Genomic DNA, 25993 nt, shown 5'->3' with positions numbered 1-25993 from the left:
GTACGCCGGTCCTACCGTTGCACACGCAACTTCTGACGCTGACCCCGAACCCAGGACCCACCACTCCTCCATGCCGTACGACAACCTCTTCCAGCCCTACGAGCGCGGCACCCTGCGCACCGCCCATCGCATCGCGATGGCGCCGCTGACGCGCAACCGCGCCAAGGACACCGTCCCCGGCGACCTCAACGCCACCTACTACGCCCAGCGCGCCGACGCCGCGATCCTGATCACCGAGGGCACGCATCCGGCCGCCGTCGGCCAGGGCTACCTCGACATCGCGGGCCTCCACAACGACGAGCAGCAGGCCGGCTGGGCGCAGGTCGCCGACGCCGTCCACGCCGCCGGCGACGCCAGGCTCTTCATCCAGCTCATGCACTGCGGCCGCGTCGCGCACCCGGTCTACACCGACGGCGAGCAGCCGGTCGCCCCGTCGGCGATCAAGCACGACGGCCAGGTCTTCACGCCCGACGGCATGGAGGACTACGTGACGCCGCGCGCGCTGGAGACCGACGAGCTCGCCGCCGTCCGCGACCAGTACGTGGACGCCGCACGCCGCGCGGTCGCCGCCGGCGCCGACGGCGTCGAGCTGCACGCCGCCAACGGCTACCTGCTGCACCAGTTCCTGAGCGAGAACACCAACGAGCGCACCGACGGCTACGGGACCGACGTCGCGGGCCGGATCCGCTTCGTCGTCGAGGTCGCCGAGGCCACCGCCGCGGCGATCGGCGCCGAGCGCGTCGGTATCCGCCTCTCCCCCGGCCACGAGTTCAACGGGATCAAGGAGACCGACCCGCGCGCGACCTACGACGCGCTGCTGCGCGCGCTCGCCCCGCTCGGCCTCGCCTACGCCCACGTCATGGAGACCGAGCCCTACGCCGGCTACTCGACGCTGGAGCAGGCGCGCGAGCTGTGGCCCGGGACGCTGATCGCCAACGGCGGCTTCAGCGAGGAGTACGACGTCGCGGGCGCCGACGCGCTCGTCGCCGACGGCAAGGTCGACCTCGTCGCCTTCGGCCGCCGCTTCCTGGCCAACCCGGACCTCCCGGCGCGCCTGCGCGCGGGCGCCGAGCTCAACGAGCCCGACGAGGACACGTTCTACTCCGGCGGCGCCAAGGGCTACACCGACTACCCGACGCTGGACGAGGCGCAGGACGCCAAGGCCGCCTGAGCCTGGCGACCATCGCCGAGCCGCCGACCGCCCTCGGGCGTTCGGCGGCTCGGGACCGGCGACGCTAGTGCTCCTCGGCGCCCGGGTCGGCGGCGCCGGCCAGGACGAGCGCGCCGTCGGTGACGGTCTTGAAGTGGCCCTCCTGGACCGGCAGCGCCCAGTCGGTCAGCGCCTGGACCTCGGCGTCGCCCGCGCGCTGGTTGAGCTTGGCGACGATCAGCCAGTGCCCGACCTCTCCGGCTTCCGCCATGATCAGGAACTCGAAGCCGTCGAGCGGGTCGTCCTCGCCTTCGAGGTAGGTCTCCATCATCTCGACCGCCTCGTCGCGCGTCTCCCTGGCCGCGGCGAGGATCGCCGTCCTCTTGCGGTCGAACGTCCCCGCCACGGCCGTGCAGCGCTTCGCGGTCTCCTGCGCCTCGCGCGCCTGCACGCCGAGCTGCTCGATCAGCTCGGCGTGCGTGTCGTCCTCGAGCAGGTCGCTCACCGTCTCGGCGGCGACCCGGCTCGCCTGGGCCAGCCCGAGCACCTCGGCGATCTTGCTCTCCAGCTTGGTCAGCGTCGCCATCGGCTCAGGACACCGCGTCCCTGGCGTCCGACACGACGTCCTTGACCTTGTCGGCCAGGCCGTCGCCGTCCGGGTCCTCGGCCACGGCCCCGGTCGGCTTGTCGGGCAGGCCCGCGGCCTTGCGCAGCCGCTGCGCGATCTCGGCGATGTCCTCGACCGCGTAGTCGGGCGCGAAGACGTCCTCCTGCGGCGGCAGGTCGTGCGGCAGCGCGCCCTCCGGCGGGCCGTCCTGGACGATCAGGTCCTCGCCGGTCTCCGGATGCGGGCCGTTGAAGACCGCCCCGATCTCGTTGTAGTCGTCCTGCGAGAAGCGGTACAGGATCCGGTGCAGGTCCTTCTTGATGTGCGGCTGGCACTCGGGGATCTTGGCCGTCTCGATCCGCGGGGCCGGGAAGGCCTTCATCATGTCGACGCCGGTGATCTTCTCCAGCGCGCGGGCGTAGGCGACCTGGTGCACGCCGCCGCGGACGAGCAGGTAGCCGGTCAGCGCACGCGCGGCCGGATGGTCGACCATCTGGTAGACCTTCAACTTGCCGTTGCGGGCGCCGGTCTCCAGGAAGTAGTTGTGGGTCAGGTCCTCGACGAGGTCGCCGGAGGAGAAGACGTACTCGCCCGTCCACGGCAGGCCGCGGGAGTCCTGGGGCAGCGCGCCCTTGCCGCCGGCAAGGAAGTGATGGGGGTTGCCGATCCCCTTGTACTTGGCCAGCGTCGCGTCCGGCGCCCTGGCGCCGACCTGCGCCGGGTCGGTCAACATGGTGTTGATCGCGGCGGCGACGACCTCGATGTGGCCGAACTCCTCCGCGGCGATGTTCGCGATCAGGTCGTAGAACGGCCGCAGCTTCTGACGGCCGCGGAAGTTGAACGACTGGAACGTGTAGTTCATGAACGTCGACATCTCGCCGAAGCGCCCGCCCATCAGCTCCTGGACGGCGGCGGCGCCGGCCGGATCGGGCTCGGACGGGGGCGGGAGCTCGACGCCGAGGCGGTCGATGCGGGAGATCAAAACAGGGTCCTTCCGGTGGGGTGGGTGCTGCTCGTCCGTGTGGGGTCCCTGAATGAGGGCAGCGCGCAAACACCGATCCCCAGACCCTGCTCTTGTCAGGACGTTGTCTTGACAAGCGCAGCGGCGCGCAACGTATCCAGCGCGTCGCGCAGGATCCGCGAGACGTGCATCTGGCTGAGCCCGATGCGCTGCCCGATCTCCAGCTGCGTCAGGTCCTCCTCGAAGCGCAGCCGCACGATCTCGCGGTCGCGGACCGACAGCTGCCGCGTCAGCGCGCCGAGCGTCGCGCGCTGCTCGGCGGCGGCCAGGCCGTCGTCGGGCCGCCCGAGCCGCGCCTCGAGCGTGTGGTCGTCCTCGTCCCCGCCGCTGCCGGGCGACGACAGCGAGACCCCGCCGCGCGCGCACGCCGCCTCGCGGGCCTCCAGCACCGCCTCGGGCCCGAGGCCGAGGCGCTCGCCGATCTCGTCCACCGTCGGCGCCCGCCCGTGCTCGCGCATCAGCGCCTCGGACCCCCTCTCGACCGCCAGCGCGCGCTCCTGGAGGTCGCGCGGTGGCCGCACGGCCCAGGTGTGGTCGCGGAAGTGGCGGCGCACCTCGCCCGTGATCGTCGGCATGGCGTAGGAGCTGAACGCCGCCCCGCGCGCAGGGTCGTAGCGATCGATCGCCTTGAGCAGCCCGAGGCTCGCGACCTGCAGCAGGTCGTCGAACGGCTCGCGCGAGTGCGAGAACTGGCCGGCCACGTAGCGGGCCAGCGGCAGGTAGCGCTCGGCGAGCTGCTCTCGCAGCCGGGGGTCGCGGGTCTGGGCGTAGGCGGCCAGGAGCCGGTCGTCGCGGTCGCCGCGGACGGGGGTGCGGCGCGGCGGGGTGGGGAGCATCGTGGGCATGCGAGGTTCCTAACTAGGACAATGTCTCAGCTGGATGCCTCCCCGATCGGGACGGCCCGTAAAAACGAGTTGGCGCCTGCGGTCAGCGCTCGGCGTGCTGCCGCTCGTGCTCGCGCAGCGCCCGCTTGCGCTCAGGTCCGCCGACGTACCACGTGGTGATCTCCCGCCCGCGGGAGACGCGGTGGCACGGCACGACCAACGCCAAGGGGTTGCTGCCGATCGACACGCCGCGGTCGAACGGGGCGTCGCTCAGGCCCAGCTGCTCGTAGGAGCGTTCGCGCGCGAACGGGATCGCGCGGATCGCGTCGAGCGTCGCGCCGTCGTCCGGGTCGGTCGCCGCGGCGTCCCAGTCGACCGCGAGCTCCTGCGCGAACGGCGTCCCGTGCGCGAAGTAGCCGTCGATCGCCGTGTCCAGCTCGGCCAGGCGCCGCTGCGCCTCGCGCGCACCCCTGCGCCGCGCGCCCGCTGCGGCGACCGCCGGGCCTTCGGCGTGGTCGGCGTACATGACGCGCAGCGCGCCGCGCTCGGTGCACAGCATCTGCACGCGCCCGATCGGCGTGTCCGCCACGCCGTAGGCGGTCCCGCGCGGCAGCGCGATCGTGGCCCCGGCGGCGGCGCGCACGCCGTCGCTGCGCGCCGCGCCGTCGCTGAGCCCGCGGTCGTACGCGGCGCAGTCGGCGCAGATGCCCTCGGCCGTGACCGTCGTGTGCTCGACCACGAACCCGCGCCGCTTCAGCGCTGCCGTCGGCGGCGCGTCGAGCGCGACGTCGTAGAGCCGCAGGCAGACGCGGCAGCGGAAGTGCTGGTGGGCGTCGACGTTGGTCTCGTAGCGGACCGGCTCCGGGTTGCCGACCGCGGCCAGCAGCCCGAGCTCGGTCAGCTCGGCCAGCGCCGCGTAGACGGTCCCCCGCCCGACCTCGGGGACGGCGGCCGCCGCGCGCGCATGCACCTCGTCGGCCGACAGGTGCTCGGTCGCGGCGCCCGTGAAGGCCGACAGGATCGCCCGTCGCTGCGGGGTGACCCGCAGCCCTCGCGCCCGCAGGCGGGCGGAGGCGTCGTCGATCCGGCCATCGGAGCTCACCCATCGGCGGTACCCCCATCGGCGCCAACCCAACGCCCAACCCACTGCCGGGACAGCGATCCCGGCCGCGGGCGGCTCGGCCTAGCGCCCGACCGCGAGCTCCTCCAGCCGGCGCAGCGACTCGTCGTTGCGCCGCCTGACGAGGAAGTGCGTCAGCGGGTTGAACACCAACTTGGTCAGGCGATCGCCCGCGTCCTCGACCATCGTGACGTTCGTCCCGCCGCCGCGGCGCTCCAGGTCCAGGACCACGTGGGCGGTGCCCAGCGGCCGCGCCTTGGCGTGCAGCTCCAGGTGGCGATCGGGCTCCATCGCGATCACCTCGGTGTGGTCGTTGAGCTTGAACGGCCCGACGCCGATGCGGTGGTGGAAGCGCGCGCCGACGCGCGGCCACTCCGGGTCGGCGTCGCGGATCGTGTCGGAGCCCACGACCCAGTGGCCGTAGGAGTCCGGGTCCGACAGGACCGCGAAGACGCGTTCGGGGGACGCCGGGATCAACCGCTCGTTGCGTGCCATCCCCCACGCGCTACCCGCGATGGCCGCCGCGCCACACGGCCGGATCGCCGCGTGCGCGCCGGAGGCGCCGGGTATGGGCCGCCGCATGCCCTACCCCGCGCTGCCCGGCGCCGCCCGTTCCCTGTGGCTCGCGGATCCCGCCACCGCCGCGGGGCTCGGCGCGCCGTCGCTGACCGCGAGCCTGGAGGTCGACGCGTGCGTGATCGGCGGCGGCATCGCGGGCGTGACGACCGCGCTGGAGCTGGCGCGCGGCGGGCGCAGCGTCGCGCTGCTGGAGCGCGACCGCGTCGCCGCAGGCGTCACCGGCCACAGCACCGCGAAGCTCTCGGCGCTGCAGGGCAGCACCTACAGCGAGCTCGAGCGCAAGCACGGCCGCTCCGGCGCGCAGGCCTACGCCGCGCTCAACGAGGGCGCGATCGGCTACGTGGTCGACCGCGTCGGCGTCCTGGGCATCGACTGCGACCTGCGCCGCCGCCCGCACGCCCTGTTCGCGTGGGACGCGCAGCAGCGCCGCGAGCTGGAGGACGAGGCCGCGGCCGCGCAGCGCGCGGGGCTGGACGCCGCGCTCGTCGAGGACCTCGACCTGCTGCCGTTCCCGACGACGGGCGCGCTGGTCCTGGAGCAGGAGGCCGAGCTGCAGATCGCCACCTACGTCCTGGCCCTCGCCGCGGAGCTGCGCGAGCTCGGCGGCCAGGTCTTCGAGCACACGGTCGCCACCCACGTCGGCGAGGGCTCGCGCCCCACGGTCCGCACCGAGGCGGGCCCGGAGGTCCGGGCGCGCGACGTCGTGATCGCCACGCACTACCCGATCCTCGACCGCGGCCTGTACTTCCCGCGGCTGACGCCGAAGCGCTCGTACTGCATCGCGGTCCGCGTCCCGCAGCCGCCGCCGGAGATGATGGCGATCTCGATCGGCGCGCCGACCCGCTCGCTGCGCGCCGCGCCCGATCCGGAGCGTCCCGGCGAGGAGCTGCTCGTCGTCGGCGGCGAGGGCCATCCGGCCGGCGAGCAGGGCGACCGGACCCCGGAGCGCTACCGAGCGCTCTGGGACTTCGCGCAACAACGCTTCGGCGCGACCGAGGCCACCCACCGCTGGTCCGCCCACGACATGACCAGCGCCGACGGGATGCCCTACGCCGGGCGGCTGACCGCGCTGTCGCGACATGTATGGGTTGCCACCGGCTTCCGGAAGTGGGGCCTGACCAACGGGACCGCGGCCGCGCAGATCCTGGCCGCGCGCATCCTCGGCGGCGAGCACCCGCACCAGGGCGCCTTCGACACCACGCGGATCACGCCGCTGCGCAGCGCCGGCGGCGTCGTCCACGAGGGCCTCAAGACGACGCGCCACCTGGTCGGCGACCGGCTCAGGTCGCCCGAGGGCGAGACCACCGACATCCTCGAGCGCGGCGGCCTCGGGCGCCTGCTCAAGCTCGACGGCGACCTCGTCGCCGCCTCGCGCGACGCCGACGGGACGCTCCGGGTCGTCTCGCCCGTCTGCACGCACCTCGGCTGCCGCGTCGCGTGGAACCGCGCGGAGCGCTCGTGGGACTGCCCGTGCCACGGCTCGCGTTTCGCGCCCGACGGCGCGGTGCTCCAGGGCCCCGCGGTCAGGCCGCTGGAGCGCAGGGACCCGGGCGGCGCGGCGGGTTCCCAGGCGCCCGGCGCAGACGGCGCGGCGCGGTTTGCCGGACCGGGCGAGCCGGGAACCGCAGGCCCATGGCCCGTGACGACACCCGCGAGCGGCGCTTCACGCGACCGCAGCAGCCCGCGACCGGCCGGGAGGCGCCCGACGATCCGACCGACCTCTCCGCGCGCTCGTGGCGCGACGTGCTCAAGCGCACCATCAAGGAGTTCAAGCGCGACAACTTGACCGACTGGGCCGCCGCGCTGACCTACTACGGCGTGCTCGCGATCTTCCCGGCGATCATCGCGCTGGTGTCGATCATCGGTCTCGTCGGCCCGTCGGCGACCCAGCCGGTCCTCGACAACCTGGCGAGGCTCACGCCCGGCCCCGCCAACGACATCCTGTCGGGCGCCGTCAAGCAGGTCGCCAACGGCCGCGGCAGCGCGGGCCTGGCGTTCGTGCTCGGCATCGCGCTGGCGCTGTGGAGCGCGTCCGGCTACGTCGGCGCGTTCGCGCGCGCGTCCAACGCGATCTACGAGGTCCCGGAGGGCCGGCCGTTCTGGAAGCTGCGCCCGCTGCAGCTGGCCGTCACGACGTTGATGGTGCTGTTGCTCGCCGCGTGCGCGATCGCGGTCGTCGTGACCGGCCCGGTCGCCAGGCAGGCCGGCGACGTCATCGGCGTCGGCGGCGCCGCGGTCACCGCGTGGGACATCGCCAAGTGGCCGATCATCGCGGCGGTCGTCAGCGTCATGTTCTCGGTCCTGTACTTCGCCGCGCCCAACGTCAGGCAGCCCGGCTTCAAGTGGATCACGGTCGGCGGGGTCGTCGCGCTCGTCGTCCTGCTGGTCGCCTCGGGCCTCTTCGCCGTCTACGTCGCGAACTTCGCGTCCTACAACAAGACCTACGGGACGCTCGGCGGCGTGGTGGCGTTCCTGGTGTGGTTGTGGGTCGCCAACCTGTCCGTGTTGCTCGGCGCCGAGCTCAACGCCGAGCTGGAGCGCGGCCGCGAGCTGGCGGCCGGCCTGCCCGCCCACGACGAGCTGCAGGCCGAGCTGCGCGACGACCGCGCGGTCAAGGACGACAACCCGCGCGCGGACGGGCTGACCTAGCGGCGCGCCAGGCGGCGCGCGCCGCCGCCCGGTCCCTCGGCGTAGGTCAGGCCGTAGTGCTGGTAGGCGCCGGCCTCCTGGTCGACGGTCAGCGCCTGGTCGGGGTCGTAGGTCGGCGCGTCCCTGACCTCGGCCTTGCGGTAGTTGACGCGCAGCACGTCGGGCGTCACCGACGCGCCGGCGATCGCCACGAGCGTGAGCCTCCTGCCCAGCAGGCCGCCCATCTTGACCGTGACGAACACCGGCTCGTCGGACTCGACGTCGTAGAAGACGTCCTCGAGCCTGCCGAGCTTGTCGCCGTCGAGGTCGACGACCTCGTGGCCGCGCCAGTCGGCGACGCTCTCGGCCACCACGATGGCCGAGGGCGCGGGCCGGCGGGTGGGATCGAGCTGGTCGGGCATCAGGCGGCCGGCGCGGCCTCTGCGACGGCGAGCTTCAGCGACGCCTCGCGGACCGCGGCGACGTGCTCGCGCTGGACGCCGACGGCCCACTCGGCCAGCGCGCCGACCTCGGCCTCGCCGGTCTCCTCGGCCATCGTCTGGACGATCTCCCAGTGGCACAGCTCGCCGGCCTCGGCCATGCTCAGGAACTCGAAGCCGTCGAGCGCCTCCTCCTCGTCGGCGAGGTAGGTCCTCATCATGTCGGTGGCCTCGCCCTTGGTCTCGCGCGCCATCTCGCGGATCGCGGTCTTCTTGCCCTCGAGCCCGTCGATCAGCGCGTCGGTGCGCCGCTCGGTCTCCGCGGCCTGCTCGCCCATGCGCGCCAGGTCGTCGGCGAAGTCCTCGGCGTCCTCCATCTTGCTCACGGTGCCGGTCGCGACCTGCGCGGCCTGCGCGAGGCCGAGCACCTCGGCGAGCTTCTCGTCCAGTGGGGTCAGTTCAGCCATGGCGCCGACCTACCCCGCGCCCGCCGCCGCGCATGCGGGGATCTCTGCGCGGCGGCGCGGCCCGGTCCTCAGGACGGCGGCAGCAGGACCTTGTTGATGACGTGGATGATCCCGTTGGAGGCCATCACGTCGGTCTTGGTCACGCGGGTCGAGCCGTTCAAGTACACCTTGCCGCTCCTGACGGTGATCCTGACCGAGGCGCCGTTGAGCGTCCTGGCGCTCCTGAGCCTGACGACCTTCGACGCCGGGACCTTGCCCTTGACGACGTGGTAGAGGAGCACGGCCTTGAGCTTGGCCCTGTCCCTGGCCAGCGCGTTGAGCGTGGACTTCGGGACCTTGGCGAACGCCGCGTTGGTCGGGGCGAACACGGTGTAGCTGCCCCTCGACAGCGTGCCCGTCAGGCCGGCGGCCTTGACGAGCCTGACCAGCGTCGAGAAGTGCGGGTCGCTCGCGGCGACGCCGACGATCGTCCTCGATGCGGCGGTGTTCGCGGACGCGGGCGAGGACGGCGAGGCCGTCGAGCCGGCGGTGGCGACGAGCGGGCAGGCGGCGACGCCGGCGACGGCGAGCGACGCCAGGAGACGGTGATGCATGAAGACCCTCCAGCGGTCGGGGTGTTGACGTGTCGGGACGAGGTACGTGACCCCGGCGCCCGCCGGTTGAGCGCCTGCGCGCCGTCCTCGCGCATCCGGCCCGGCAACTCCGACAACCGATCGGCGCCCACGTCCGTACCCAGCTTGTGAGATGCCGCAGCTCGCAGGCCACCGCGTGAGCCAGAGCGCACCCGGAACCCGCCGCGCCGACAGCGGCGCGCGGTCGCTGGCGCACGCCGCCGACCGCCGCATCGGCGACGGCCTGCGGCGCGGCGACCCGCAGGCGCTGGAGGCGGTGCGCGACCGCTGCGGCACGACCGTGTTCTCCTACCTGCGCCACGTGCTCCGCGACCGCGCCGCGGCCGAGGACGTCTTCCAGCAGGTCTTCACCGAGGTCTGGCGCCGCGGCGCGAGCTACGACGCGCAGCGCGGCTCGCTGGCTACGTGGGTCCTGACGATCGCCCGCTCGCGCGCGATCGACGAGCTGCGCCGGCGCCGTCCCGAGCCGCTGGACCCGGACACGATGCCGGAGACCGCCGTGCCCGCGCCGCAGGACGCGGTGATCGACCGCTGGCGCGTGGCGCACCTGCTCACCCGCCTGCCCACCGAGGAGCGCGAGCTGCTGCGCCTGCGCTTCTACCTCGACCTGTCGCAGACCGAGATCGCGGCGCAGCTCGGCGTGCCGCTGGGCACGGTCAAGAGCCGGATGGTCCGGGGCCTGGAGCGCCTGCGCGCGATGCTCGACGAGGAGGCCTTGGCATGAGCGGCGCACGCTGGCCGCTGTCGCCCGCCGCGGTCGCGCTCGACGCGCTCGAGCCCGGCCAGGAGGCGCTGGCCGCCCAGCTGATCGAGCAGGACGCCGCGTTCCGCGCGGAGGTCGCGCGCCTGCGCGGGACCGCGGCCACGCTGGCCGGCCTCGACGCCGAGGCGTGGTCGGCCGAGGAGCCGCCGCCGCTGCGCGCGGTGGACGCGAGCGTCGCTCGGCCCGCGCAGCGGGTCGCCGCCGTGCCCGGCCCGCGGTCCGGACGGTCCGGGCGGTCCGGACGGCGGCCACGCCGGCTGATCGCCGGCGGCGTCGCCGCGGCGGTCGTCGCCGCGCTCGTCGTCGTGGCCGTGGTCGCGCACCGCGGCGGCGACGACGGGATCCCCGCGCCGCCGGCGACGACGCTCGCGCTGCGCCCGCTGCCCGGCGCGTCGGGGCGCGCGATCCTGAAGCTCAACGGCGCGGGCACCGAGGCCGAGCTGCGCGCCGCGGGCCTGCGCCCCTCCGGACCCCACGACTACTACGAGGCGTGGCTGGCCGACGCCCGCGGTCGGATGGTCTCGATGGGCACGTTCAGCGTCGGCCCCAGCGGCAGGGTCGACGTCCACATGCCGGTCGCCGTGGACGTCACCCGCTACGCGCTGGTCGACGTCTCGCTGGAGCCCGACGACGGCAACCTGGGCCACTCCGACCACTCGGTCCTGCGCGGCAGGTTGTAGGCGTCGGTCGGCTGATCACACCGCCGTCCGCCCGCCGTCGGTCGCGAGGATCGCGCCGGTGACGTAGCTGGCGCGCGGCGAGGCCAGGAAGACGACGGCCTCGGCGATCTCCTCGGCGCGCGCGGCGCGGGCCAGCGGCACGGTCGCGCCCATGTCGGCGACGCCGTCGGGGCCCATGACGCTCGCGGTGCCCTCGGTCGCCGTCGGCCCCGGCGAGACCGCGTTGACGCGCACGCCCGAGCCCGAGAACTCCGCCGCCCACGTCCGCGTCAGGCCGACCAGCGCCGACTTCGTCGCGCCGTAGGCCGACGCGCCGGCCATCCCGTACTCGGCGACCATCGTCGTGACGTTGACGATCGCGCCCTCGCCGCGGGCGGCCATCTTCGGTGCGAGCGCCGCGGTCAGGAAGTACGGGCCGCGCACGTTGACGTCGAACATCGCCTCGAACGAGTCGACGTCCTGCTCGGCCGTCGCCGCGAAGCCGAAGATCCCGGCGTTGTTGACGAGCACGTCGGCGTCGGCCGCCGCCTCGGCGAGCTGCGCGACCGACGACAGGTCGCCGAGGTCGGCGGCGACGAAGCGCGCGCTCCCGCCGGCCTCGGTGATCGCGCCGACCACCGCCGCCCCGCGCTCCGCGTCCCGGCCGGAGACGATGACGGTCGCGCCCTCGCCCGCCAGCCGCTCGGCGACGGCGCGCCCGATGCCCGAGGTCGCGCCGGTGACGAGCGCGGTCTTGCCCTGAAGATCCATGGTGATGTCCTTGCGTCTGGATAGAACGGTCGGTCTAGAGCTGCCGGATGACCGTAGCACACCAGATAGACCGGTCGGTCTATAGCGGTAGACTGGAAGCCGCGATGCCCGCCACCGACCGCCCCGCACCCCGCGAGCGCCTGCTCGCCGCCGCCGACGCGCTCTTCTACCGCGACGGCATCTGCTCGGTCGGCGTCGACCGCGTGCTGCGCGAGGCCGACGTCGCCCGCGCGTCGCTGTACAGCGCGTTCGGCAGCAAGGACGAGCTGGTCAAGGCCTACCTGGAGCAGCGCAGCGGCCTCTGGCGCGCGACCGTCGCCGAGACGCTCCCGACCCGCTGGGCCACCCCGCGCGAGCGCATCCTCGGCATCTTCGAGCTGCTCGGCGAGTGGTTCGCCAGGCCCGGCTACAACGGCTGCCCGTTCATCAACGCCAGCGCCGAGGCCGAGCCCGGCGGCCCGGTCCAGCAGGTCACCGACGCCCACCGCGCCTGGGTCCGCGACCTCTTCTCCGGCCTCGCCGCCGAGGCGGGCGCACGCGATCCCGAGACCGTCAGCGCCCAGCTCGTCCTGCTCTACGACGGCGCGATGGTCGGCGCCCAGCTCGACCGCAGCGCCACCCCCGCGACCGCCGCCCGGACCGCCGCCGCCGCGATCCTCGAGGCCACCACGCCCAGGCCGCGCCGCCGCGCGCGCTGAGCGCGACCGCGCCTCAGCGGCGCCGGCGCCGGGCCACGAGCTGGCCGGCGATCGCGCCGAGCACGGCGCTGATCACGATCACGACGATCAGCCTCGCCGAGTGCGTCGTCACGAGGAAGTCGACCGAGACGCTCTGCGCGTTGGCCAGCGCGAACCACACCAACAACCCGACGATCACCACGATGATCCCGACGCGGGTGAGCTCGTTGCGGCGGTCCTGGTCCATGGCCTGACGAGCGTACACGCGGCCGGTGCCCGCGTCAGCCCGCCGCGAGCCGCACGCGCACCGACGTCCCGCGCTCGGCGTCGGCGATCCAGATCCGCCCGCCGTGGGCCTCGACGATCGCGCGCGAGATCGCGAGGCCGAGCCCGGCGCCGTCGTCGGTGCGGGAGCGGTCGAGGCGGTGGAAGGCCTCGAAGACGCGCTCGCGCTCGGCGGCCGGGATCCCGGCGCCGCTGTCGGCGACCTCGATCTCGACGGCGCCGCCGTCGCCGCGCGACGTCCGCACGATCACGGTCCCGTCCGGCGGCGTGTGGCGGATCGCGTTCTGGATCAGGTTGAACAGCACGCGCTGCAGGCGCGCCGCGTCGCCGAGCGCCAGCGGGTCGCCGGCCTCCAGCACCGCCCGGACCGCGACGCTGGACGCCTCGGCCGCCGGGCGCATCGCCTCGACCGCCTCGCCGACGAGCTCGTCGAGCGCGACCTGCTCCATCGACCAGCGCAGCTCGCCGGACTCCAGCCGCGTCAGCTCGAAGAGGTCGTCGATCAGCGCGCCGAGCGCCTGGACGTGCAGGCCCATCCGCGCCGCGTACTCGCGCGACGTCTCCGCGTCCACGATCCCGTCCTCGACCGCGTCGGCCAGCAGCCGCAGCGCGGTGATCGGCGTGCGCAGGTCGTGCGAGACCGCGGCGACCAGCGCGCGGCGCGCCTGCTCCTCGCCGTCCAGGCGCGCGACCATCGCGTCGACCTCCGCGGCCAGCTCGGCGATCTCGCCGCCGCCGGCGACGCCGGTCCGGACGTCGCGCCGCCCGGCGGCGACCGCGTGCAGCGTGCCGCGGACCGCGTCGAGGTCCGCGAGCGCTCCGGAGCCCAGAGCGCTCGCGCACAGCACGCCGACCAGCGCCGCGTAGGCGGTCAGCACCGCCAGGAAGAACGCGTCGTGGGGCGAGACGAACATCACGCCGACGAACAGCGCGACCGCCGCGCCGGTCGCGACCGCGATCAGCGCGCCGACCGCGACCGCCTGCGCGCGCAGGCCGCCGAGCCGCGCCCGCTGCGTGGTCACGACGTGCGCGACGAGGACCGCCGCGGCGCCGATCGGCGCCAGCGTCACGGCCGTCAGCCACGCCGCGTGCCCGCCGTAGACCGCGCCGCTGAGCACGGTCAGCCCCAGCGCGGCGAGCACCGCGAGCGCGAGCGCGCGGATCACGGCGCGGCGAGGCGGTAGCCGACGCCCCAGACGGTCTCGATCAGGTCCGCGGCCTCCGGGACCGCGGCGAGCTTCGTGCGCAGCCGGCGGATGTGCACGGTCACGGTCGCCGTGTCGGTGTAGAACGAGTAGCGCCAGACCTGCTCCATCAGCTCCTCGCGCGAGAACGCGCGGCCCGGATGGCGGGCGAGGAACGCGAGCAGGTCGAACTCGCGCTGGGTCAGCGCGACCTCCTCGCCGGCGAGCGTGACGCGATGGGCGGCGACGTCCACGGTCAGCGGGCCGAAGCTCATCGGCGGCCCCGGCGCCTCGACCGGCCCGGCGCGGCGCAGGACCGCATCGACGCGCGCGACCAGCTCGGCGGGTGAGAACGGCTTGACGACGTAGTCGTCGGCGCCCTGGGTCAGCCCCGCGATCCGGTCGGCCTCCTCCCCGCGCGCGGTCAGCAGGATCACCGCCGGGGCCGGACCCGGCGACTCGCGCACGCGGCGCAGGACCTCGAAGCCGTCGATGCCCGGCAGCATCACGTCCAACACCATCAGGTCGAACGGCGCCGCGTCGGTCGCGGCCAGCGCGGCGTCGCCGTCGCCGGCGCTCGCGGCGTCGTAGCCCGCGCGCTCCAGGTAGCGGCAGACGACCTCGGCGATCGTCGGCTCGTCGTCCACGACGAGCACGCGGCCCCGCACGCGTCCGGGCGCGACGTTCACGCGGTCGCCAACTCGCGGCCCAGCTCGGCGACGCCGGAGCCGAAGTCCTCGCGCGCGGCGAACCCGAGCCCGTCGGCGGCGCGGCGCGCGTCGGCGAAGACGTGGCGGACGTCGCCGAGCCGGAACTCCCCGGTGACGACGGGCGCCAGCTCCGCGTCGCCCGGCGGCGCGATCGCCGCGTGCAGCGCCTGCGCGAGGTCGAGCACGGTCCGCGGCGTGCCCGAGCAGATGTTGTAGGCCCCGCTCGCCGGCTCCGGCGCGGTGAGCGCCAGGACGTTGGCGCGCGCGACGTCGCGGACGTGGACGAAGTCGCGCCGCTGCCCGCCGTCCTCGAACACGCGCGGCGCGGCGCCGGCGTGCAGCGCGCTCGCGAACAGCGCGGCGACGCCCGCGTAGGGCGTGTCGCGCGGCAGCCGCGGGCCGTAGACGTTGTGGTAGCGCAGCGCGGTCACGGGCACGCCGGTCTCGCGCGCGAACGCCGCGGCGAGGTGCTCCTGGTGGAGCTTGGTCGCCGCGTAGACGTTGCGTGGGTCGACGGGCGCGGTCTCCGGGACGGCCTCGGGCACCAGCGCAGCGTCGCAGACCGGGCAGGCCGGGTCGAACCGCCCCGCGCGCAGCGCGCGCTCGGGCCGCGGCGCGGGCGCGACGACGCCGTGCTCCGCGCAGCGGTAGCGGCCCTCGCCGTAGACCACCATGCTGCTCGCCAGGACGACCCGCTCGCACGAGCGCGCAGCGGCCAGCTCGCGCAGCAGGACCGCGGTGCCGACGTCGTTGTGCGACACGTAGTCCTCGAGGTCGCCGAGGTCGACGCCGAGCCCGACGCGCGCGGCCTGGTGGCTGACCCCGGTCACCCCGCGCAGCGCGGCCCGAACCGCGGCCGCGTCGCGGACGTCGCCGACGACGTGCTCGACGCCGTCGGGCAGGTCGGCGCGCGGCGGCGCGAGGTCGAGCACCCGCGCCGCGTGGCCCGCGGCCGCGAGCTCCTCGACGACGTGCGACCCGACGAAGCCCGCGCCTCCGGTGATCAGCAGCATGCGCCGGACGGTAGGCGCCTGGCACGCCGCCGTCACGCGTGTTTCGCGTTCCGTAATCGACGCCGCGGCCCGCCGCCGCGATCGTCCGGCCCATGCCCGACGTCATCCTGCCCGTGCTCGACGAGGCGCGCGCGATCCCCTGGGTCCTCGAGCGGATGCCGCCGGGCTTCCGGCCGATCGTCGTCGACAACGGCTCGACCGACGGCTCGGCCGAGGTCGCCGCCGCGCTCGGCGCGCGCGTGGTGACCGAGCCGCGCCGCGGCTTCGGCGCGGCCTGCCACGCCGGGCTGCTCGCCGCGCGCGCCGAGGTCGTGTGCTTCATGGACTGCGACGGCTCGCTGGACCCGCGCGAGCTCCCCGACGTCGTCGCGCCCGTCGCGGGCGGGACCGCCGACCTCGTGCTCGGCGCGCGTGCGCCGGTCGCCCGCGGGGCGTTCCCGATCCACGCGCGCGCCGGCAACGCGGTGCTCGCGCGGGCCGTCCGGCGGCGGGCGGGCGTCGCGATCACCGACCTCGGCCCGATGCGCGCGGCGCGGCGGACCGCGTTGCTGGACCTGGGCCTGCGCGACCGCCGCTTCGGCTGGCCGCTGGAGATGGTCGTCCGCGCGGCCGCCGCGGGCTGGCGGATCGAGGAGCGCCCGGTCGCCTACCTCCCGCGCGTCGGGCGCTCGAAGGTGACCGGCACCGTCCGCGGGACCGCCCGGACCGTCCGCGACATGCGCAAGGTGCTGGCGTGAACGGCGCCCCGGCGCTGATCGTCCTGGCCAAGGCACCGGTCGCGGGCCGCGTCAAGACGCGCCTGTGCCCGCCGTGCACGCCCGCCGAGGCCGCGCAGCTGGCCGCGGCGGCGCTCGCCGACACGCTCGCGGCGGTCGCCGCGACGCCCGGCGTCACGCGCCGCCTGCTGGTCCTCGACGGCGTGGCCGGACCGTGGGTGCCGCCCGGCTTCGCCGTCCTGCCCCAGCGCGGCGGCGGGCTCGACGAGCGCCTCGCCTGCGCGTTCGCCGACGTCGGCGGCCCTGCGCTGCTGGTCGGGATGGACACGCCGCAGGTCACCCCGGCGCTGCTCCGCGACGGCCTCGACCGCCTCGCCCGCACCGGCGCGGTCCTCGGCCTCGCCCCCGACGGCGGCTACTGGGCGATCGGCCTGCAGCGCGCGTCTGCAGCGCTCTTCCACGGCGTCCCGATGAGCGCGACGGACACCGGCGGCGCGCAGCTGCGGCGCCTGCACGACCAAGGCCTACAGGTCGATCTGCTGCCCGAGCTGCGCGACGTCGACACGATCGCCGACGCCCACGCCGTCGCCGCCGCCTGCCCGCCCGGCGCGGCGTTCCCGGCCGCCCTCGACCGCACCCTCATCACCGCATGACGCCGCCGCATCCGCCGACCGCCGCGCCGGACCGCGCCGCACCCGCGGGCCGGCTCTACGACGCGGCGCTCGGCGGCAGAGCATCCCTGATCGCTCGCGCTGCCGACGGGATCGCCTGGCCGCTGGACGTCACGCGCTGGCTCGGCCCGGCGGGCGGGGCCGACCTGCGGCTGCTGACGCGCGCCGCCGGACCGGTCCTCGACGTCGGCTGCGGCCCCGGCCGCCACGTGCGCGCGCTGGTGGCGAGCGGCACCGAGGCGCTCGGCCTCGACGTCTCGCGCGCGGCGGTCGCGACCGCGCGGGCCGGCGGCGCGCCGGTCGTGCACGGCAACGTCTTCGGCCCGGTCCCGGACGCCGGGCGCTGGCGGACGGCGCTGCTGCTCGACGGCAACCTCGGCATCGGCGGCGACCCCGTCGCGCTGCTGCGCCGCGTCGCCGCGCTGCTCGCGACCAAGGGCACCATCTTGGTCGAGGCCGACCCGCCCGGGACCGGCCTGGCCCGCGCCGCGGTGCGGCTCGACGACGGCCGCCTGCTGTCCGAGCCGTTCCCGTGGGCACGCGTCGGGATCGACGCGCTGGCCGCCGTCGCGCGCGCGGCCGGGCTCGGCATCGCCGCCAGCTGGGACGACGAGGGGCGCTGGTTCGCCCAGCTGGCGCCATGAGGCTCCTCCCCGCCACGCCTCCGCCCGGCCCCGCGCGCCCCGAGTTCTGGCGCAGCCCGCTGCGCAGCGCGCGGCTGACGACGATCCTCGGCCTCACGCTCCTGGTCGGGATCACGATCGTCGCGGTCACCGGCTTCCTCTCGCACGCCGCCTACCAGCCGGACCTCGGCCGCAACGCGCAGCTGCCGACCGGGCAAGACCTGCAGCTGTTCGTGATCGGCTGGCCGACGTCGCCGAGCTGGTTGTACGCCTTGACCCAAGGCCTCCATGTCACGATCGGCATCGTCGCGGTCCCGGTCCTGCTCGCGAAGCTCTGGTCGGTGATCCCGCGCCTGTTCGCGTGGCCGCCGGTCGCGAGCGCCGCGCAGGGCCTGGAGCGCCTGTCGGCGCTGGTGCTCGTCGGCAGCACGCTGTTCCAGTTCGCCACCGGGATCACCAACGCCGAGCTCTACTACCCGTGGCACTTCAAGTTCGTGGCCGCGCACTACTACGGCGCGTGGGTGATGGTCGCCGCGGTGCTGCTGCACCTCGGCCTCAAGGCGCCGACGATCAGGGGCGCGCTGACCACGCGCCGCGAGGTCCTCCAGCTCGACCACCTCCGCGCGCCCGACCCCGCCCCCGCGACGATCAGCCGCCGCGGCTTCTTCGCGACCGTCGCCGGCGCGTCGGGGCTGCTGCTCGTCACGACCGCCGGCCAGTCGCTCGGCGGTGCCTTCCGGCGCGTCGCGCTGTTCGCGCCGCGCGGCGCGGGCGTCAGCGGGCCGGCGGGCTTCCCGGTCAACAAGACCGCGGCGATCGCGCGGATCACGCCCGCGCTCGTCGGGCCGGACTGGCGCCTGAAGCTCTCTGGCCCGGACGGCACGACCGCCGAGCTGAGCCGCGCCGCGCTGCTCGCGCTCCCGCAGCACACCTACAACTTGCCGATCGCGTGCGTCGAGGGCTGGTCGACGACGCAGACCTGGAGCGGCGTGCGGCTCGCCGACCTCGCCCGCCACGCCGGCGCGCCCGGCGCCCGGCAGGTGCTCGTCGAGTCGCTGCAGCCGCGCGGCGCGTTCCGCCAGGCGACGCTCGGCCACGACCAGCTGCACGACGACCGCGCGCTGCTCGCTCTTCAAGTCAATGGCATCGACCTGCCCCTGGACCACGGCTACCCGGCCCGGATCATCGTCCCGGCGCTGCCCGGCGTGCACTGCACGAAGTGGGTCGGGGAGCTGCACTTCTCATGAGGCGCGCGTACGGCGCCGGCCCGCTGCACCTGCTCGGCCACGTGGCGCTGCTGGGCGTCACGGCCTACGCGCTGTCGCGCGCGTTCCAACTGCGCTTCGCGCCCGAGCCGCTGAACCTCGCGGCGTGGCTGCTCGGCGGCGCGCTCCTGCACGACCTCGTGCTGCTGCCCGCCTACTCGGCGCTCGACACGGTCGCGATCCGGACCCTGCACGCGCCGCTGCTCAACCACATCCGCGTGCCGCTCGTGCTGTCGGGGGTCGTGTTCCTCGTCTACGCCCCGCGGATCCTGGACCGCCAGCCGCAGAACGTCGTCAACGCGCTCGGCGTCGCGCCGCCGGACTACCTGCGCCGCTGGCTGCTGCTGACCGCCGCGTTGTTCATGGGGTCGCTGTTGTTGTACGCGTTGCGAGCCATGCGAGCACGTGCGGGCGGCCGTGCGCCGGAAGCAGCGCCAGGCGGTGGGTCCGATCGGTCGTGACGCGCAGCCGGTGGCGCGCGGCGTCGACCGCGATCGCGTCCGGCCCGCCGGGCAGGTAGACGCGGCGCGTCAGGCGCAGCGAGCGGCCGCCGTCGCCGACGGCGAAGACCAGCAGCGCGTCGCCGCGCTGGTCGGTGACGTAGCAGAGGCGCGCGCTCGCGCAGGCGACGCGCGCCGGTCCGACGCCGGCGGGCGCGCTGGCGAGCGTCGCGTTCCCGGCCCGGATCGACAGCGTGCGCACGCGGCCGTCGACGACCGCGCGGAGTCCCGGAGCGACGACCGCGCTGGCGTGCGCCGGCCCCGCGGGCGGGGGCAGCTCCGCGCCGCCGCAGCCGGCGAGGAGCGCGCATGACGCCGCCCACCACGCTGCTTGCCGAGACCGCCGCACGCGCCGAGGATCGCACCGCGCCGCCCGCGCGCCAACGCCTGCACGGGCGCGTTTCGTGGATCGTCATCTTCGTCGCGATCGCGACGATCGCCACCGGCGCGATCGTCCACCACACGACCGGAAGGCTCGGCACCGCGCTGCCGCCGTTCGTCGCGAGCTGGGCGCCGCAGGCGCAGCTGGGCCCGGCGCTGGTCGCCGCCGCCGCGCTGGCGCTCGCGGTCGCGCTGCTGCCGCGGCTGGTCGCGGCGCCGCGCGTCACGCCGCTGGCGTTCGACATCATCATCCTGCTCGTCGCGCTCGGCCTCGGCCTGGCGATCGGCGCCGCGCGCGAGGGCGTGCACGGGTGGTGGGCGATCTTCGACCTCGGCCCGCACGGCTCGTTCGAGGCCCGCAACGAGTACCTGCCCGGCCTGCCCACGCTGAGCTACGGGACCGGCTTCTACCTCGACCGCTTCGCCGAGCTGGTCCCGTCGCAGCCGGTCAACGTCGCCGGCCACCCGCCCGGGCCGCTGTTGTTGATGGACCTGCTCGGGGTCCGGACCGCGCAGGGCCTCGCAGCGCTCTGCATGTTCGCGGCCGCCGCGTGCGCGCCGCTGGCCCACCGCCTCGGCCGCACGCTCGACGGCGAGCACGCGGGCCGCGTGGCCGGCGCGCTCTGCGCGCTCTCGCCGGTCGTCCTGCTGTTCGGCTTCACCTCCTACGACGCGGTCTTCGCCGCCTGCGGGACCGCGACCGCGCTGCTGCTCGTGACCCCGCGCACGCGCGCGGTCGGCGCGGTCGCGCTGGCGCTGAGCGCGTTCCTGAGCTGGGCGCTGCTGGCCGTCGGCGCGTGGGCCGCGGTCGTCGTCTGGCGCCGCGAGGGCATGCGCGCCGCGCTGATCCTCGCCGCCGCCTGCGCCGGCGCGCTCCTCGTGTTCAACATCATCTTGGCCGCCGCCACCGGCTATGACCCGATCGGCACGCTGCGCGCGACCGAGCAGGTCTACCGCGCCTCGGTCGCCCAGCGCCGGCCGCTGTGGTTCTGGGCCTTCGGCTCGCCGGTCGCCTGGGGCGTCCTGCTCGGCCCGCCGCTCGTGGCCTGCGCGCTGCGCTCGGCGACCGCCGCGCGCGCGACCGGCCTGGCCACCGCGATCGTCATCGCCGTCGCCGCGGGCGGCGGCTTCACGAAGGCCGAGACCGAGCGCATCTGGCTGTTCCTCGTCCCGCTCGCGTGCGTCGCCGCGGCGCCGCACGTCCGCCGCCTCACCCCGCTGCTCGCCGCGCTGGCGGCCGAGGCGCTCGCCGTCCAGCTCCTGACCGGCACGGTCTGGTGACCGGCGTGGCCGCGGCGTGCAGCGGTCACACTGGGCGTGCGGCATGACGCCCACCCGCCCCACCCCCGACGCGGTCCTCCGCGCGCGCGGCCTGGTCAAGGTCCACGGGTCGGGGCGCGCGGAGCGGCGGATCCTCGACGGCGCCGACCTCGACGTCGCGCCCGGGGAGCTGGTGGCGATCGTCGGCCGCTCGGGCTCGGGCAAGTCCACCATGTTGCAGCTGCTCGGCGGGTTGGACCGGCCGGACGCCGGGACCGTCGAGGTCGCCGGGCGCTGGGTCGCGGCGCCCGGCGGCGGGCCGGGCGAGCGGGCGCTGAGCGCGCTGCGGCGCGAGGCGATCGGCTTCGTCTTCCAGTTCTTCCACCTGCTGCCCGAGCTCGACGGCGCGGCCAACGTCCTGCTGCCCGCGACGCTGCCGGGCGCCGATGCACGCCGCCTCACCGCGCGCGGCCGCGCGCTGATCGAGCAGCTCGGCCTCGCCGACGTCGCCGCGCTGCGGCCCCACCAGCTCTCCGGCGGCGAGCAGCAGCGCTTCGCGCTGGCCCGCGCGCTGATCGCCGACCCGCCGCTGATCCTCGCCGACGAGCCGATCGGCAACCTCGACGCCGCCGCCGGCGCGCTCGTCCTCGACCTCCTGCGCGCGGCGGCCGGCGAGGGGCGCGCGGTCGTGATGGTCACCCACCAGGCCGAGGCGACCGCCCGCGCCGACCGCGTCCTGCGCCTGGAGGACGGCGAGCTGACCGCGCAGCGCGACGGTGGCGTCGAGGTCCACGCGACGGGATGAGCGGCTCGGCGCGGTTCGCGGTCCGGGCGGCGGGGACGTCGCTGCGCGCGCAGCCGGGCCGGACGCTGCTGACCGCGCTCGGGATCGCGGCCGCCGGGCTCGTGCTCGGCGTCGCGCTGACCGTCGCCTTCTCGCTCTCGACCGGGTTCGACCGCGCGGCCGACCGCGCCGACCTGCCGACGGTCGTCGCCCGCTTCGACGCGCGCGACCCCGCGGCCGTGCGCCGGACCGTCGGCGCGCTGCCGAACCTCGCGGCCGCGTCCTACCGCTTCGAGCGCACGGGGCTCCGCCTGCGCGCGCCCGGCCACGCGACGGGCCAGGGCGTCCTGCAGGTCGTCCCGGCCGGACGGCGGCGCGGCTACGCGATCGTCGCGGGCCGCGACGTGCGCGCGTCCGACACCGGCGGCGTCGTGATCGAGCGCGGCCTCGCGCGCGCGTGGAACGTGGGCGTCGGCGACGAGCTGCGCGTCGGGCGCCTCGGCGCGATGCGCGTGGTCGGGATCGCCGTCCAGCCCGACAACGTCGCGTTCCCGGTCGCGAAGACCGCGCGCGTCACGGCGAGCAGCGAGGCGCTGCTGGCGCGCTTCGGCGCGCGGCCGGGCGACGCGTTCCCGGTCGACATGGTGGCCCTGTGGGCGCGCGACCCGGCGCGCGCGGACGTCCTGATCTCCGCCGCGCGGCAGTCGTCGTTCGGGCTGACCGGCCTGCGCTTCTTGACGCGCGACGGCGTCCGGACGCTGATCGGCCAGGCCGCCGGGATCGTCGTCGCGTTGTTGGTGGCCTTCGGGATCGTGGCCGCCGGGCTGGCCGGCGTCCTGCTGGCGGCGGGCGCGCAGTCCGAGGTGCAGCGGTCGCTGGACCGGATCGGGCTGACGCGCGCGCTGGGCGCCTCGCCGCGGGCGATCGTCGCGACCCACGCCGCGCGCGGCGCGCTCGTGTGCGCCCCGGCCGCGGCGCTCGGGCTGGCCGCGGGCGCGCTGCTCGCGCGCGGCCCGGCCGGCGGCGTGTTGTCGTCCTTGAACGAGCTGGCGCCGTCGTGGGGTGCGCTCGCGCTGCTGCTCGGCGCGGTCGAGGTCGCCGCGATCGCGCTGGTCGCCGCCTGCGCGGCGCTCCCGGCCTGGCGCGCGGCGCGGCGCGCGCCGGCCGCGCTGCTGCGCGGCGGCGGCGACGTCGTGGAGGGCCGCGGGCCGGGCGGCGGCGGGCGCGGCGGGCTCGTCGCGCTGGGCGCGCAGCTGGTCGCGGCGCGGCGCGCGCGGTTGGCGTCGATCGTCGCGGTCCTCGGCGCCGCGACCGCGGTGATCCTGTTGTTGTTGGCCTTGGCCTCGACGCTGGAGGCACTGCGCGACGACCCCGCGACGCTGGGCAAGAAGTACCAGCTGACCGCACGGCTGCCGGCGGGCGACGCCGACGCGGTCGCCGCGCTGCCCGGCGTGACCGCGGCGGCGCAGCGCGTCTCGATCCCGGCGGTGAGCGCGTCGCTGCTCGGCTCGCCGCTGACCGTCGTCGCCTACCCCGGCGACCACACGCGGTTCGAGGCGCCGCCGCTGGCGGCCGGGCGGCGCGTGCGCGGCCCGGGCGAGGCGGAGGTGGGTGTAGGACTGGCTGACGCGCTGGGCCTGCGGGTCGGCTCGACGCTCGCGATCCAGCCGCAGGCACCGCACGAGGCGCGCTTCCGCGTCGTCGGGATCGTCCGCGCGCTGCAGGACGAGGGCCGCGTCGCCTACGTGCAGCCGGACCGCCTGGACGCCGCGGGCGCCGAGCTCTCCGGGCCGGTCGTCCTGCGCCTGGCGCGCGGCGCGAACCGCGCGCGGATCGCCGCGGGCCTGCGCGCCCTCGGCGCGACCGCCGACCCGGTGCGCGGCGCGACCGGCGACAGCGGCGCGCTGCTCGGCGTGCTCGCGTCGCTGCTGCGCGTGGTCGCGCTCAGCGTCGCGCTCGTCTGCCTGCACGCGCTGGTCAGCGCGCTGGCGCTGACCGCGCGGGAGCGCCGCGGCGCGGTCGCGACGCTGCGCGCGGTCGGGGCCGACGGCCGCGCGCTGCGGCGCCTGCTCGGCGGGGCCGCGGCGGCGGTCGCGCTCCCGGCGCTGGTCGTCGCGGTCTTGTTGGAGGCCTTGGTCCTGGCGCCGCTCGTCGCCCGGCTCGCCTCCGGCTACGCGGACCTGCCGCTGGGCGCGTCGGCCGCGCAGGTCGCCGCGGTGGGCGCCGCGTTGCTGGCGCTCGCGGGGCTGGCCGCGGCGCTGACCGCCCGGCGCCTGGCGCGCGAGCCGGTCGTCGCGGGCCTGCGGGAGGAGGCGTGAGGCCGCGCACGCGCCGCGAGCTGCTGACCGGTGCCGCCGCGGCGGCGCTGCTGGCGGGCTGCGGCGGCGCGGGCTCGCGCGGCGGCGCCGCGCTCCCGGGCTCGACGCTGGCGCGCACGCTCGTCGACCCCGACGGCGACGGCCTCCTGAGCGCCGGGCCCGGCGTCCCGCTGCTGGACCGCACCGAGCTGGCGCCGCGCGCCCGGGCCGGCCGCGTGCTGACAACGCTCGCGCAGGTCTCCGACCTGCACGTGCGCGACGCGCAGTCGCCGGGCCGCGTCGCGTTCCTGGACCGCCTCGGCCCAAGGCTGGGCTCGGCGTTCCGCTGGCACGAGGCGCTGACCGCGCACGCGGTCGCCGCGACGGTCGCCGCGGTCAACACCGCGCGGCCGGACGCGGTCCTGGTCACCGGCGACCTCGTCGACTCCGCCCAGCGCAACGAGCTGGAGTGGGCGCTGACGCTGCTGCGCGGCGGGACGGTCCGGACCGACTCCGGCGCGCCCGGCTACCAAGGCGTACAACAAGCCTCGATCGCCGACCCCCTGTACTACCGGCCCGACGTCGACGCGCCGCGCCACCCCGGCCTGCTGGCGCGCGCGACCGCGCCGCTGCGCAGCCCCGGGCTGCACGCGCCCTGGCACGCGGTGCTCGGCAACCACGACATCTTGGTCCAGGGCGAGGTCGCGCCGAGCACCCGGACGCGCGCCGCCGCGACTGGCGACCGCCTGCTCGTCACGCCGTCGCAGGCGCTGCTGGAGGAGCTGCGCGGGGTGACGCTGAGCCGCGCCGAGATCGACCGCCTGCTGGCCGCGGGCCTGGACGGCGACGCGATCCGGGTCGCGCCCGACGCCGCGCGCACGCAGCTCGGCGCGGCCGACGTCGTGGCGCGCCTGCGCCCCGGCCACGGCGGCGGCGCGCCGTTGGACTACATGTTCCCGGCGGGCGATCGCCTCCAAGTCATCGTTCTCGACCTCGTGCGGCGCGACGCCGGCTCCGACGGCCTCGTCACCCCCGCGACGCTCGCCGCGCTGCAGGCCGCGCTGGCCGCGGCGGGCGACACCTACATCCTGGTCGCCGTCCACCAGCCGCTGGAGGGCACGCGTGGCGGCGCGTCGGTCTACGACGTCCTCGACGCCGACCCGCGCGTCGTCGCGGTCCTCGCCGGCCACACGCACCGCAACGCGATCGTGCCGCGGCGCTCGCGGGCGGGCGGCTACTGGCTGATCACGAGCGCGTCGATCGTCGACTGGCCGCAGCAGTGGCGGGCGCTGCGCCTGGTGCAGACGGCCGGGGGCGGCGTCGCGCTCGAGACCTGGATGGCCGACCACACCGGCCGGCCCAACGACGAGTCCTCGCTCGCGGGCATCGCGCGCGACCTCGCGTTCCTGGACCCGCAGGGCGGCCGCCCGGCGGGCGCGGCCGGCACCCACGCCGACCGCAACGTCCGCCTGCACCTGCCCGCCGGCCGGCGCCCGCGCGCGCCGCGCCGTCCCGCGACCCCGCGCGCGCTGCCGCCCGCCGCGGCGGCCGGGCGGCTGGGCGCGGGCGACACGGTCTGACCGGCGCTACGCCTCCGGCGGCGCGAACGCGCGAAACGTCTCGGTCAGCGCCGCGTCCTGCGCGTCGCGCTCCTCGCCGCCGGATCCGTCGTCGTCACCGGCGGACAGCCGCGAGTTGGCCTCGAGCACCGCGGACTCCAGCAGGTGCCGGGTGTCGCCCTCCTCGCCGGCGACGACGGCCACGACGAGCTGCTCGCGCCCGACCTCGACCCCGGCGTCCGGGGCGAGCCGCCCCAGCACCGCCTCGACCTCCGCCACCCAGTCCTTGGACGCCTTCTCGCTCAACGGCAGCGTCAGCCTCCCGCCGCGCACCGAGGCCTGCCGCCAGTCCAACCCCACACCGCTCTCGGAACCCATGGCGACGGGATGCCCGCCCGCGCCGGCCC

Annotated in this window: 30 protein-coding genes; 15 read left to right on the top strand and 15 right to left on the bottom strand. The window is 76.1% G+C overall.

Going from position 1 to position 25993, the window contains the following annotated elements:
• Positions 1–70 precede the first annotated feature (70 nt).
• Positions 71–1171 carry an alkene reductase gene (locus H030_RS0111620; RefSeq protein ID WP_027006237.1) on the top strand — a complete coding sequence of 367 codons (1101 nt, stop codon included), beginning with the start codon at positions 71–73 and terminating at the stop codon, positions 1169–1171.
• 64 nt (positions 1172–1235) lie between these two features.
• Here H030_RS0111620 and H030_RS0111615 read toward each other — a convergent pair whose 3' ends face one another.
• From H030_RS0111615 to H030_RS0111595, 5 genes are all read right to left on the bottom strand, one after another.
• The gene (locus tag H030_RS0111615; RefSeq protein WP_027006236.1) at positions 1236–1736 is read right to left on the bottom strand and encodes a hypothetical protein; all 501 of its coding nucleotides are present in this window, start codon (positions 1734–1736) and stop codon (positions 1236–1238) included.
• 4 nt (positions 1737–1740) lie between these two features.
• Positions 1741–2739 carry a manganese catalase family protein gene (locus H030_RS31370; RefSeq protein WP_081690706.1) on the bottom strand — a complete coding sequence of 333 codons (999 nt, stop codon included), beginning with the start codon at positions 2737–2739 and terminating at the stop codon, positions 1741–1743.
• 95 nt (positions 2740–2834) lie between these two features.
• Positions 2835–3623 (bottom strand): SigB/SigF/SigG family RNA polymerase sigma factor, encoded by a 789-nt coding sequence (locus H030_RS0111605; RefSeq protein ID WP_051222370.1) that lies wholly within the window; start codon positions 3621–3623, stop codon positions 2835–2837.
• Positions 3624–3705: 82 nt separating this feature from the next.
• The gene (locus H030_RS36930; RefSeq protein WP_051222369.1) at positions 3706–4704 is read right to left on the bottom strand and encodes a transcriptional repressor; all 999 of its coding nucleotides are present in this window, start codon (positions 4702–4704) and stop codon (positions 3706–3708) included.
• A gap of 81 nt (positions 4705–4785) precedes the next feature.
• Positions 4786–5217 carry an SRPBCC family protein gene (locus H030_RS0111595; RefSeq protein WP_027006234.1) on the bottom strand — a complete coding sequence of 144 codons (432 nt, stop codon included), beginning with the start codon at positions 5215–5217 and terminating at the stop codon, positions 4786–4788.
• An 85-nt stretch (positions 5218–5302) separates the two neighbouring features.
• Here H030_RS0111595 and H030_RS38405 point away from each other — a divergent pair, with 85 nt between their 5' ends.
• Positions 5303–7087, top strand: a complete 1785-nt coding sequence (locus H030_RS38405) for an FAD-dependent oxidoreductase (protein WP_196809090.1) — start codon at positions 5303–5305, stop codon at positions 7085–7087.
• Positions 7045–7950, top strand: a complete 906-nt coding sequence (locus H030_RS31355) for a YihY/virulence factor BrkB family protein (protein ID WP_196809089.1) — start codon at positions 7045–7047, stop codon at positions 7948–7950. The genes H030_RS38405 and H030_RS31355 overlap by 43 nt, the downstream gene beginning before the upstream one ends.
• On the opposite strand, the gene H030_RS0111580 is transcribed toward H030_RS31355, so the two are convergent.
• From H030_RS0111580 to H030_RS0111570, 3 genes are all read right to left on the bottom strand, one after another.
• Positions 7947–8351: a PRC-barrel domain-containing protein gene (locus tag H030_RS0111580; protein ID WP_051222368.1), complete on the bottom strand. Its 405-nt coding sequence runs from the start codon at positions 8349–8351 to the stop codon at positions 7947–7949. The genes H030_RS31355 and H030_RS0111580 overlap by 4 nt on opposite strands.
• Positions 8351–8836, bottom strand: coding sequence for a hypothetical protein (locus H030_RS0111575; RefSeq protein WP_027006232.1), 486 nt, complete (start codon positions 8834–8836; stop codon positions 8351–8353). The genes H030_RS0111580 and H030_RS0111575 overlap by 1 nt, the downstream gene beginning before the upstream one ends.
• 68 nt (positions 8837–8904) lie before the next feature.
• Positions 8905–9429 (bottom strand): fasciclin domain-containing protein, encoded by a 525-nt coding sequence (locus H030_RS0111570; protein ID WP_027006231.1) that lies wholly within the window; start codon positions 9427–9429, stop codon positions 8905–8907.
• A 151-nt stretch (positions 9430–9580) separates the two neighbouring features.
• Between H030_RS0111570 and H030_RS31350 the strand changes: the two genes are divergently transcribed.
• Both H030_RS31350 and H030_RS0111560 read left to right on the top strand, forming a co-directional pair.
• On the top strand, positions 9581–10192 hold the full coding sequence (locus H030_RS31350; protein ID WP_051222367.1) for an RNA polymerase sigma factor: 612 nt from the start codon (positions 9581–9583) through the stop codon (positions 10190–10192).
• Positions 10189–10911: an anti-sigma factor gene (locus tag H030_RS0111560; RefSeq protein ID WP_027006230.1), complete on the top strand. Its 723-nt coding sequence runs from the start codon at positions 10189–10191 to the stop codon at positions 10909–10911. The genes H030_RS31350 and H030_RS0111560 overlap by 4 nt, the downstream gene beginning before the upstream one ends.
• A 15-nt stretch (positions 10912–10926) precedes the next feature.
• Here H030_RS0111560 and H030_RS0111555 read toward each other — a convergent pair whose 3' ends face one another.
• Positions 10927–11661, bottom strand: coding sequence for an SDR family NAD(P)-dependent oxidoreductase (locus H030_RS0111555; protein WP_027006229.1), 735 nt, complete (start codon positions 11659–11661; stop codon positions 10927–10929).
• A 104-nt stretch (positions 11662–11765) separates the two neighbouring features.
• Here H030_RS0111555 and H030_RS0111550 point away from each other — a divergent pair, with 104 nt between their 5' ends.
• A complete protein-coding gene (locus tag H030_RS0111550; RefSeq protein WP_027006228.1) occupies positions 11766–12359 on the top strand; it encodes a TetR/AcrR family transcriptional regulator in 594 nt (197 codons plus the stop codon).
• Positions 12360–12372: 13 nt separating this feature from the next.
• Here the strand turns inward: H030_RS0111550 and H030_RS0111545 are convergent, their stop codons facing one another.
• The 4 genes from H030_RS0111545 to H030_RS0111530 are packed head-to-tail and all read right to left on the bottom strand — an operon-like array spanning position 12373 to position 15530.
• Positions 12373–12585 (bottom strand): lipopolysaccharide assembly protein LapA domain-containing protein, encoded by a 213-nt coding sequence (locus H030_RS0111545; protein WP_027006227.1) that lies wholly within the window; start codon positions 12583–12585, stop codon positions 12373–12375.
• A gap of 34 nt (positions 12586–12619) precedes the next feature.
• Positions 12620–13789 (bottom strand): sensor histidine kinase, encoded by a 1170-nt coding sequence (locus H030_RS36925; RefSeq protein WP_051222366.1) that lies wholly within the window; start codon positions 13787–13789, stop codon positions 12620–12622.
• A complete protein-coding gene (locus H030_RS0111535; protein ID WP_027006226.1) occupies positions 13786–14496 on the bottom strand; it encodes a response regulator transcription factor in 711 nt (236 codons plus the stop codon). Before H030_RS0111535 ends, H030_RS36925 begins: the two co-directional genes overlap by 4 nt.
• Positions 14493–15530, bottom strand: coding sequence for an NAD-dependent epimerase/dehydratase family protein (locus H030_RS0111530; RefSeq protein WP_035126125.1), 1038 nt, complete (start codon positions 15528–15530; stop codon positions 14493–14495). The genes H030_RS0111535 and H030_RS0111530 overlap by 4 nt, the downstream gene beginning before the upstream one ends.
• A 92-nt stretch (positions 15531–15622) precedes the next feature.
• Here H030_RS0111530 and H030_RS39040 point away from each other — a divergent pair, with 92 nt between their 5' ends.
• From H030_RS39040 to H030_RS0111505, 5 genes are read left to right on the top strand one after another with little or no spacing between them, the layout of a single operon-like run.
• Positions 15623–16267, top strand: a complete 645-nt coding sequence (locus H030_RS39040) for a glycosyltransferase family 2 protein (RefSeq protein WP_035126124.1) — start codon at positions 15623–15625, stop codon at positions 16265–16267.
• Positions 16264–16899: a TIGR04282 family arsenosugar biosynthesis glycosyltransferase gene (locus H030_RS39035; RefSeq protein ID WP_035126123.1), complete on the top strand. Its 636-nt coding sequence runs from the start codon at positions 16264–16266 to the stop codon at positions 16897–16899. Before H030_RS39040 ends, H030_RS39035 begins: the two co-directional genes overlap by 4 nt.
• Positions 16896–17561, top strand: coding sequence for a class I SAM-dependent methyltransferase (locus tag H030_RS31340; RefSeq protein WP_051222365.1), 666 nt, complete (start codon positions 16896–16898; stop codon positions 17559–17561). Before H030_RS39035 ends, H030_RS31340 begins: the two co-directional genes overlap by 4 nt.
• The gene (locus H030_RS0111510) at positions 17558–18787 is read left to right on the top strand and encodes a molybdopterin-dependent oxidoreductase (RefSeq protein ID WP_027006222.1); all 1230 of its coding nucleotides are present in this window, start codon (positions 17558–17560) and stop codon (positions 18785–18787) included. Before H030_RS31340 ends, H030_RS0111510 begins: the two co-directional genes overlap by 4 nt.
• The gene (locus tag H030_RS0111505; RefSeq protein ID WP_027006221.1) at positions 18784–19266 is read left to right on the top strand and encodes a hypothetical protein; all 483 of its coding nucleotides are present in this window, start codon (positions 18784–18786) and stop codon (positions 19264–19266) included. Before H030_RS0111510 ends, H030_RS0111505 begins: the two co-directional genes overlap by 4 nt.
• On the opposite strand, the gene H030_RS38395 is transcribed toward H030_RS0111505, so the two are convergent.
• Positions 19166–19654, bottom strand: coding sequence for a hypothetical protein (locus H030_RS38395; protein WP_155891982.1), 489 nt, complete (start codon positions 19652–19654; stop codon positions 19166–19168). The two genes, H030_RS0111505 and H030_RS38395, sit on opposite strands and share 101 nt — an antisense overlap.
• On the opposite strand from H030_RS38395, the gene H030_RS0111495 reads away from it, so the two are divergent.
• From H030_RS0111495 to H030_RS0111480, 4 genes are read left to right on the top strand one after another with little or no spacing between them, the layout of a single operon-like run.
• The gene (locus H030_RS0111495) at positions 19615–20967 is read left to right on the top strand and encodes a hypothetical protein (protein WP_027006219.1); all 1353 of its coding nucleotides are present in this window, start codon (positions 19615–19617) and stop codon (positions 20965–20967) included. The genes H030_RS38395 and H030_RS0111495 overlap by 40 nt on opposite strands.
• A gap of 43 nt (positions 20968–21010) precedes the next feature.
• Complete coding sequence (locus tag H030_RS0111490) at positions 21011–21751, top strand: ABC transporter ATP-binding protein (RefSeq protein ID WP_027006218.1); 741 nt, start codon at positions 21011–21013, stop codon at positions 21749–21751.
• Positions 21748–24048 carry an FtsX-like permease family protein gene (locus H030_RS0111485; protein ID WP_027006217.1) on the top strand — a complete coding sequence of 767 codons (2301 nt, stop codon included), beginning with the start codon at positions 21748–21750 and terminating at the stop codon, positions 24046–24048. Before H030_RS0111490 ends, H030_RS0111485 begins: the two co-directional genes overlap by 4 nt.
• The gene (locus tag H030_RS0111480; protein WP_027006216.1) at positions 24045–25607 is read left to right on the top strand and encodes a metallophosphoesterase; all 1563 of its coding nucleotides are present in this window, start codon (positions 24045–24047) and stop codon (positions 25605–25607) included. The genes H030_RS0111485 and H030_RS0111480 overlap by 4 nt, the downstream gene beginning before the upstream one ends.
• 6 nt (positions 25608–25613) lie before the next feature.
• Here the strand turns inward: H030_RS0111480 and H030_RS0111475 are convergent, their stop codons facing one another.
• Positions 25614–25964: a hypothetical protein gene (locus H030_RS0111475; RefSeq protein ID WP_155891981.1), complete on the bottom strand. Its 351-nt coding sequence runs from the start codon at positions 25962–25964 to the stop codon at positions 25614–25616.
• Positions 25965–25993: the final 29 nt, after the last annotated feature.

The sequence above is a fragment of the Conexibacter woesei Iso977N genome, from assembly GCF_000424625.1.
GTDB lineage: Bacteria > Actinomycetota > Thermoleophilia > Solirubrobacterales > Solirubrobacteraceae > Baekduia > Baekduia woesei_A.
This window is presented reverse-complemented; position numbering and strand designations above follow the sequence as displayed.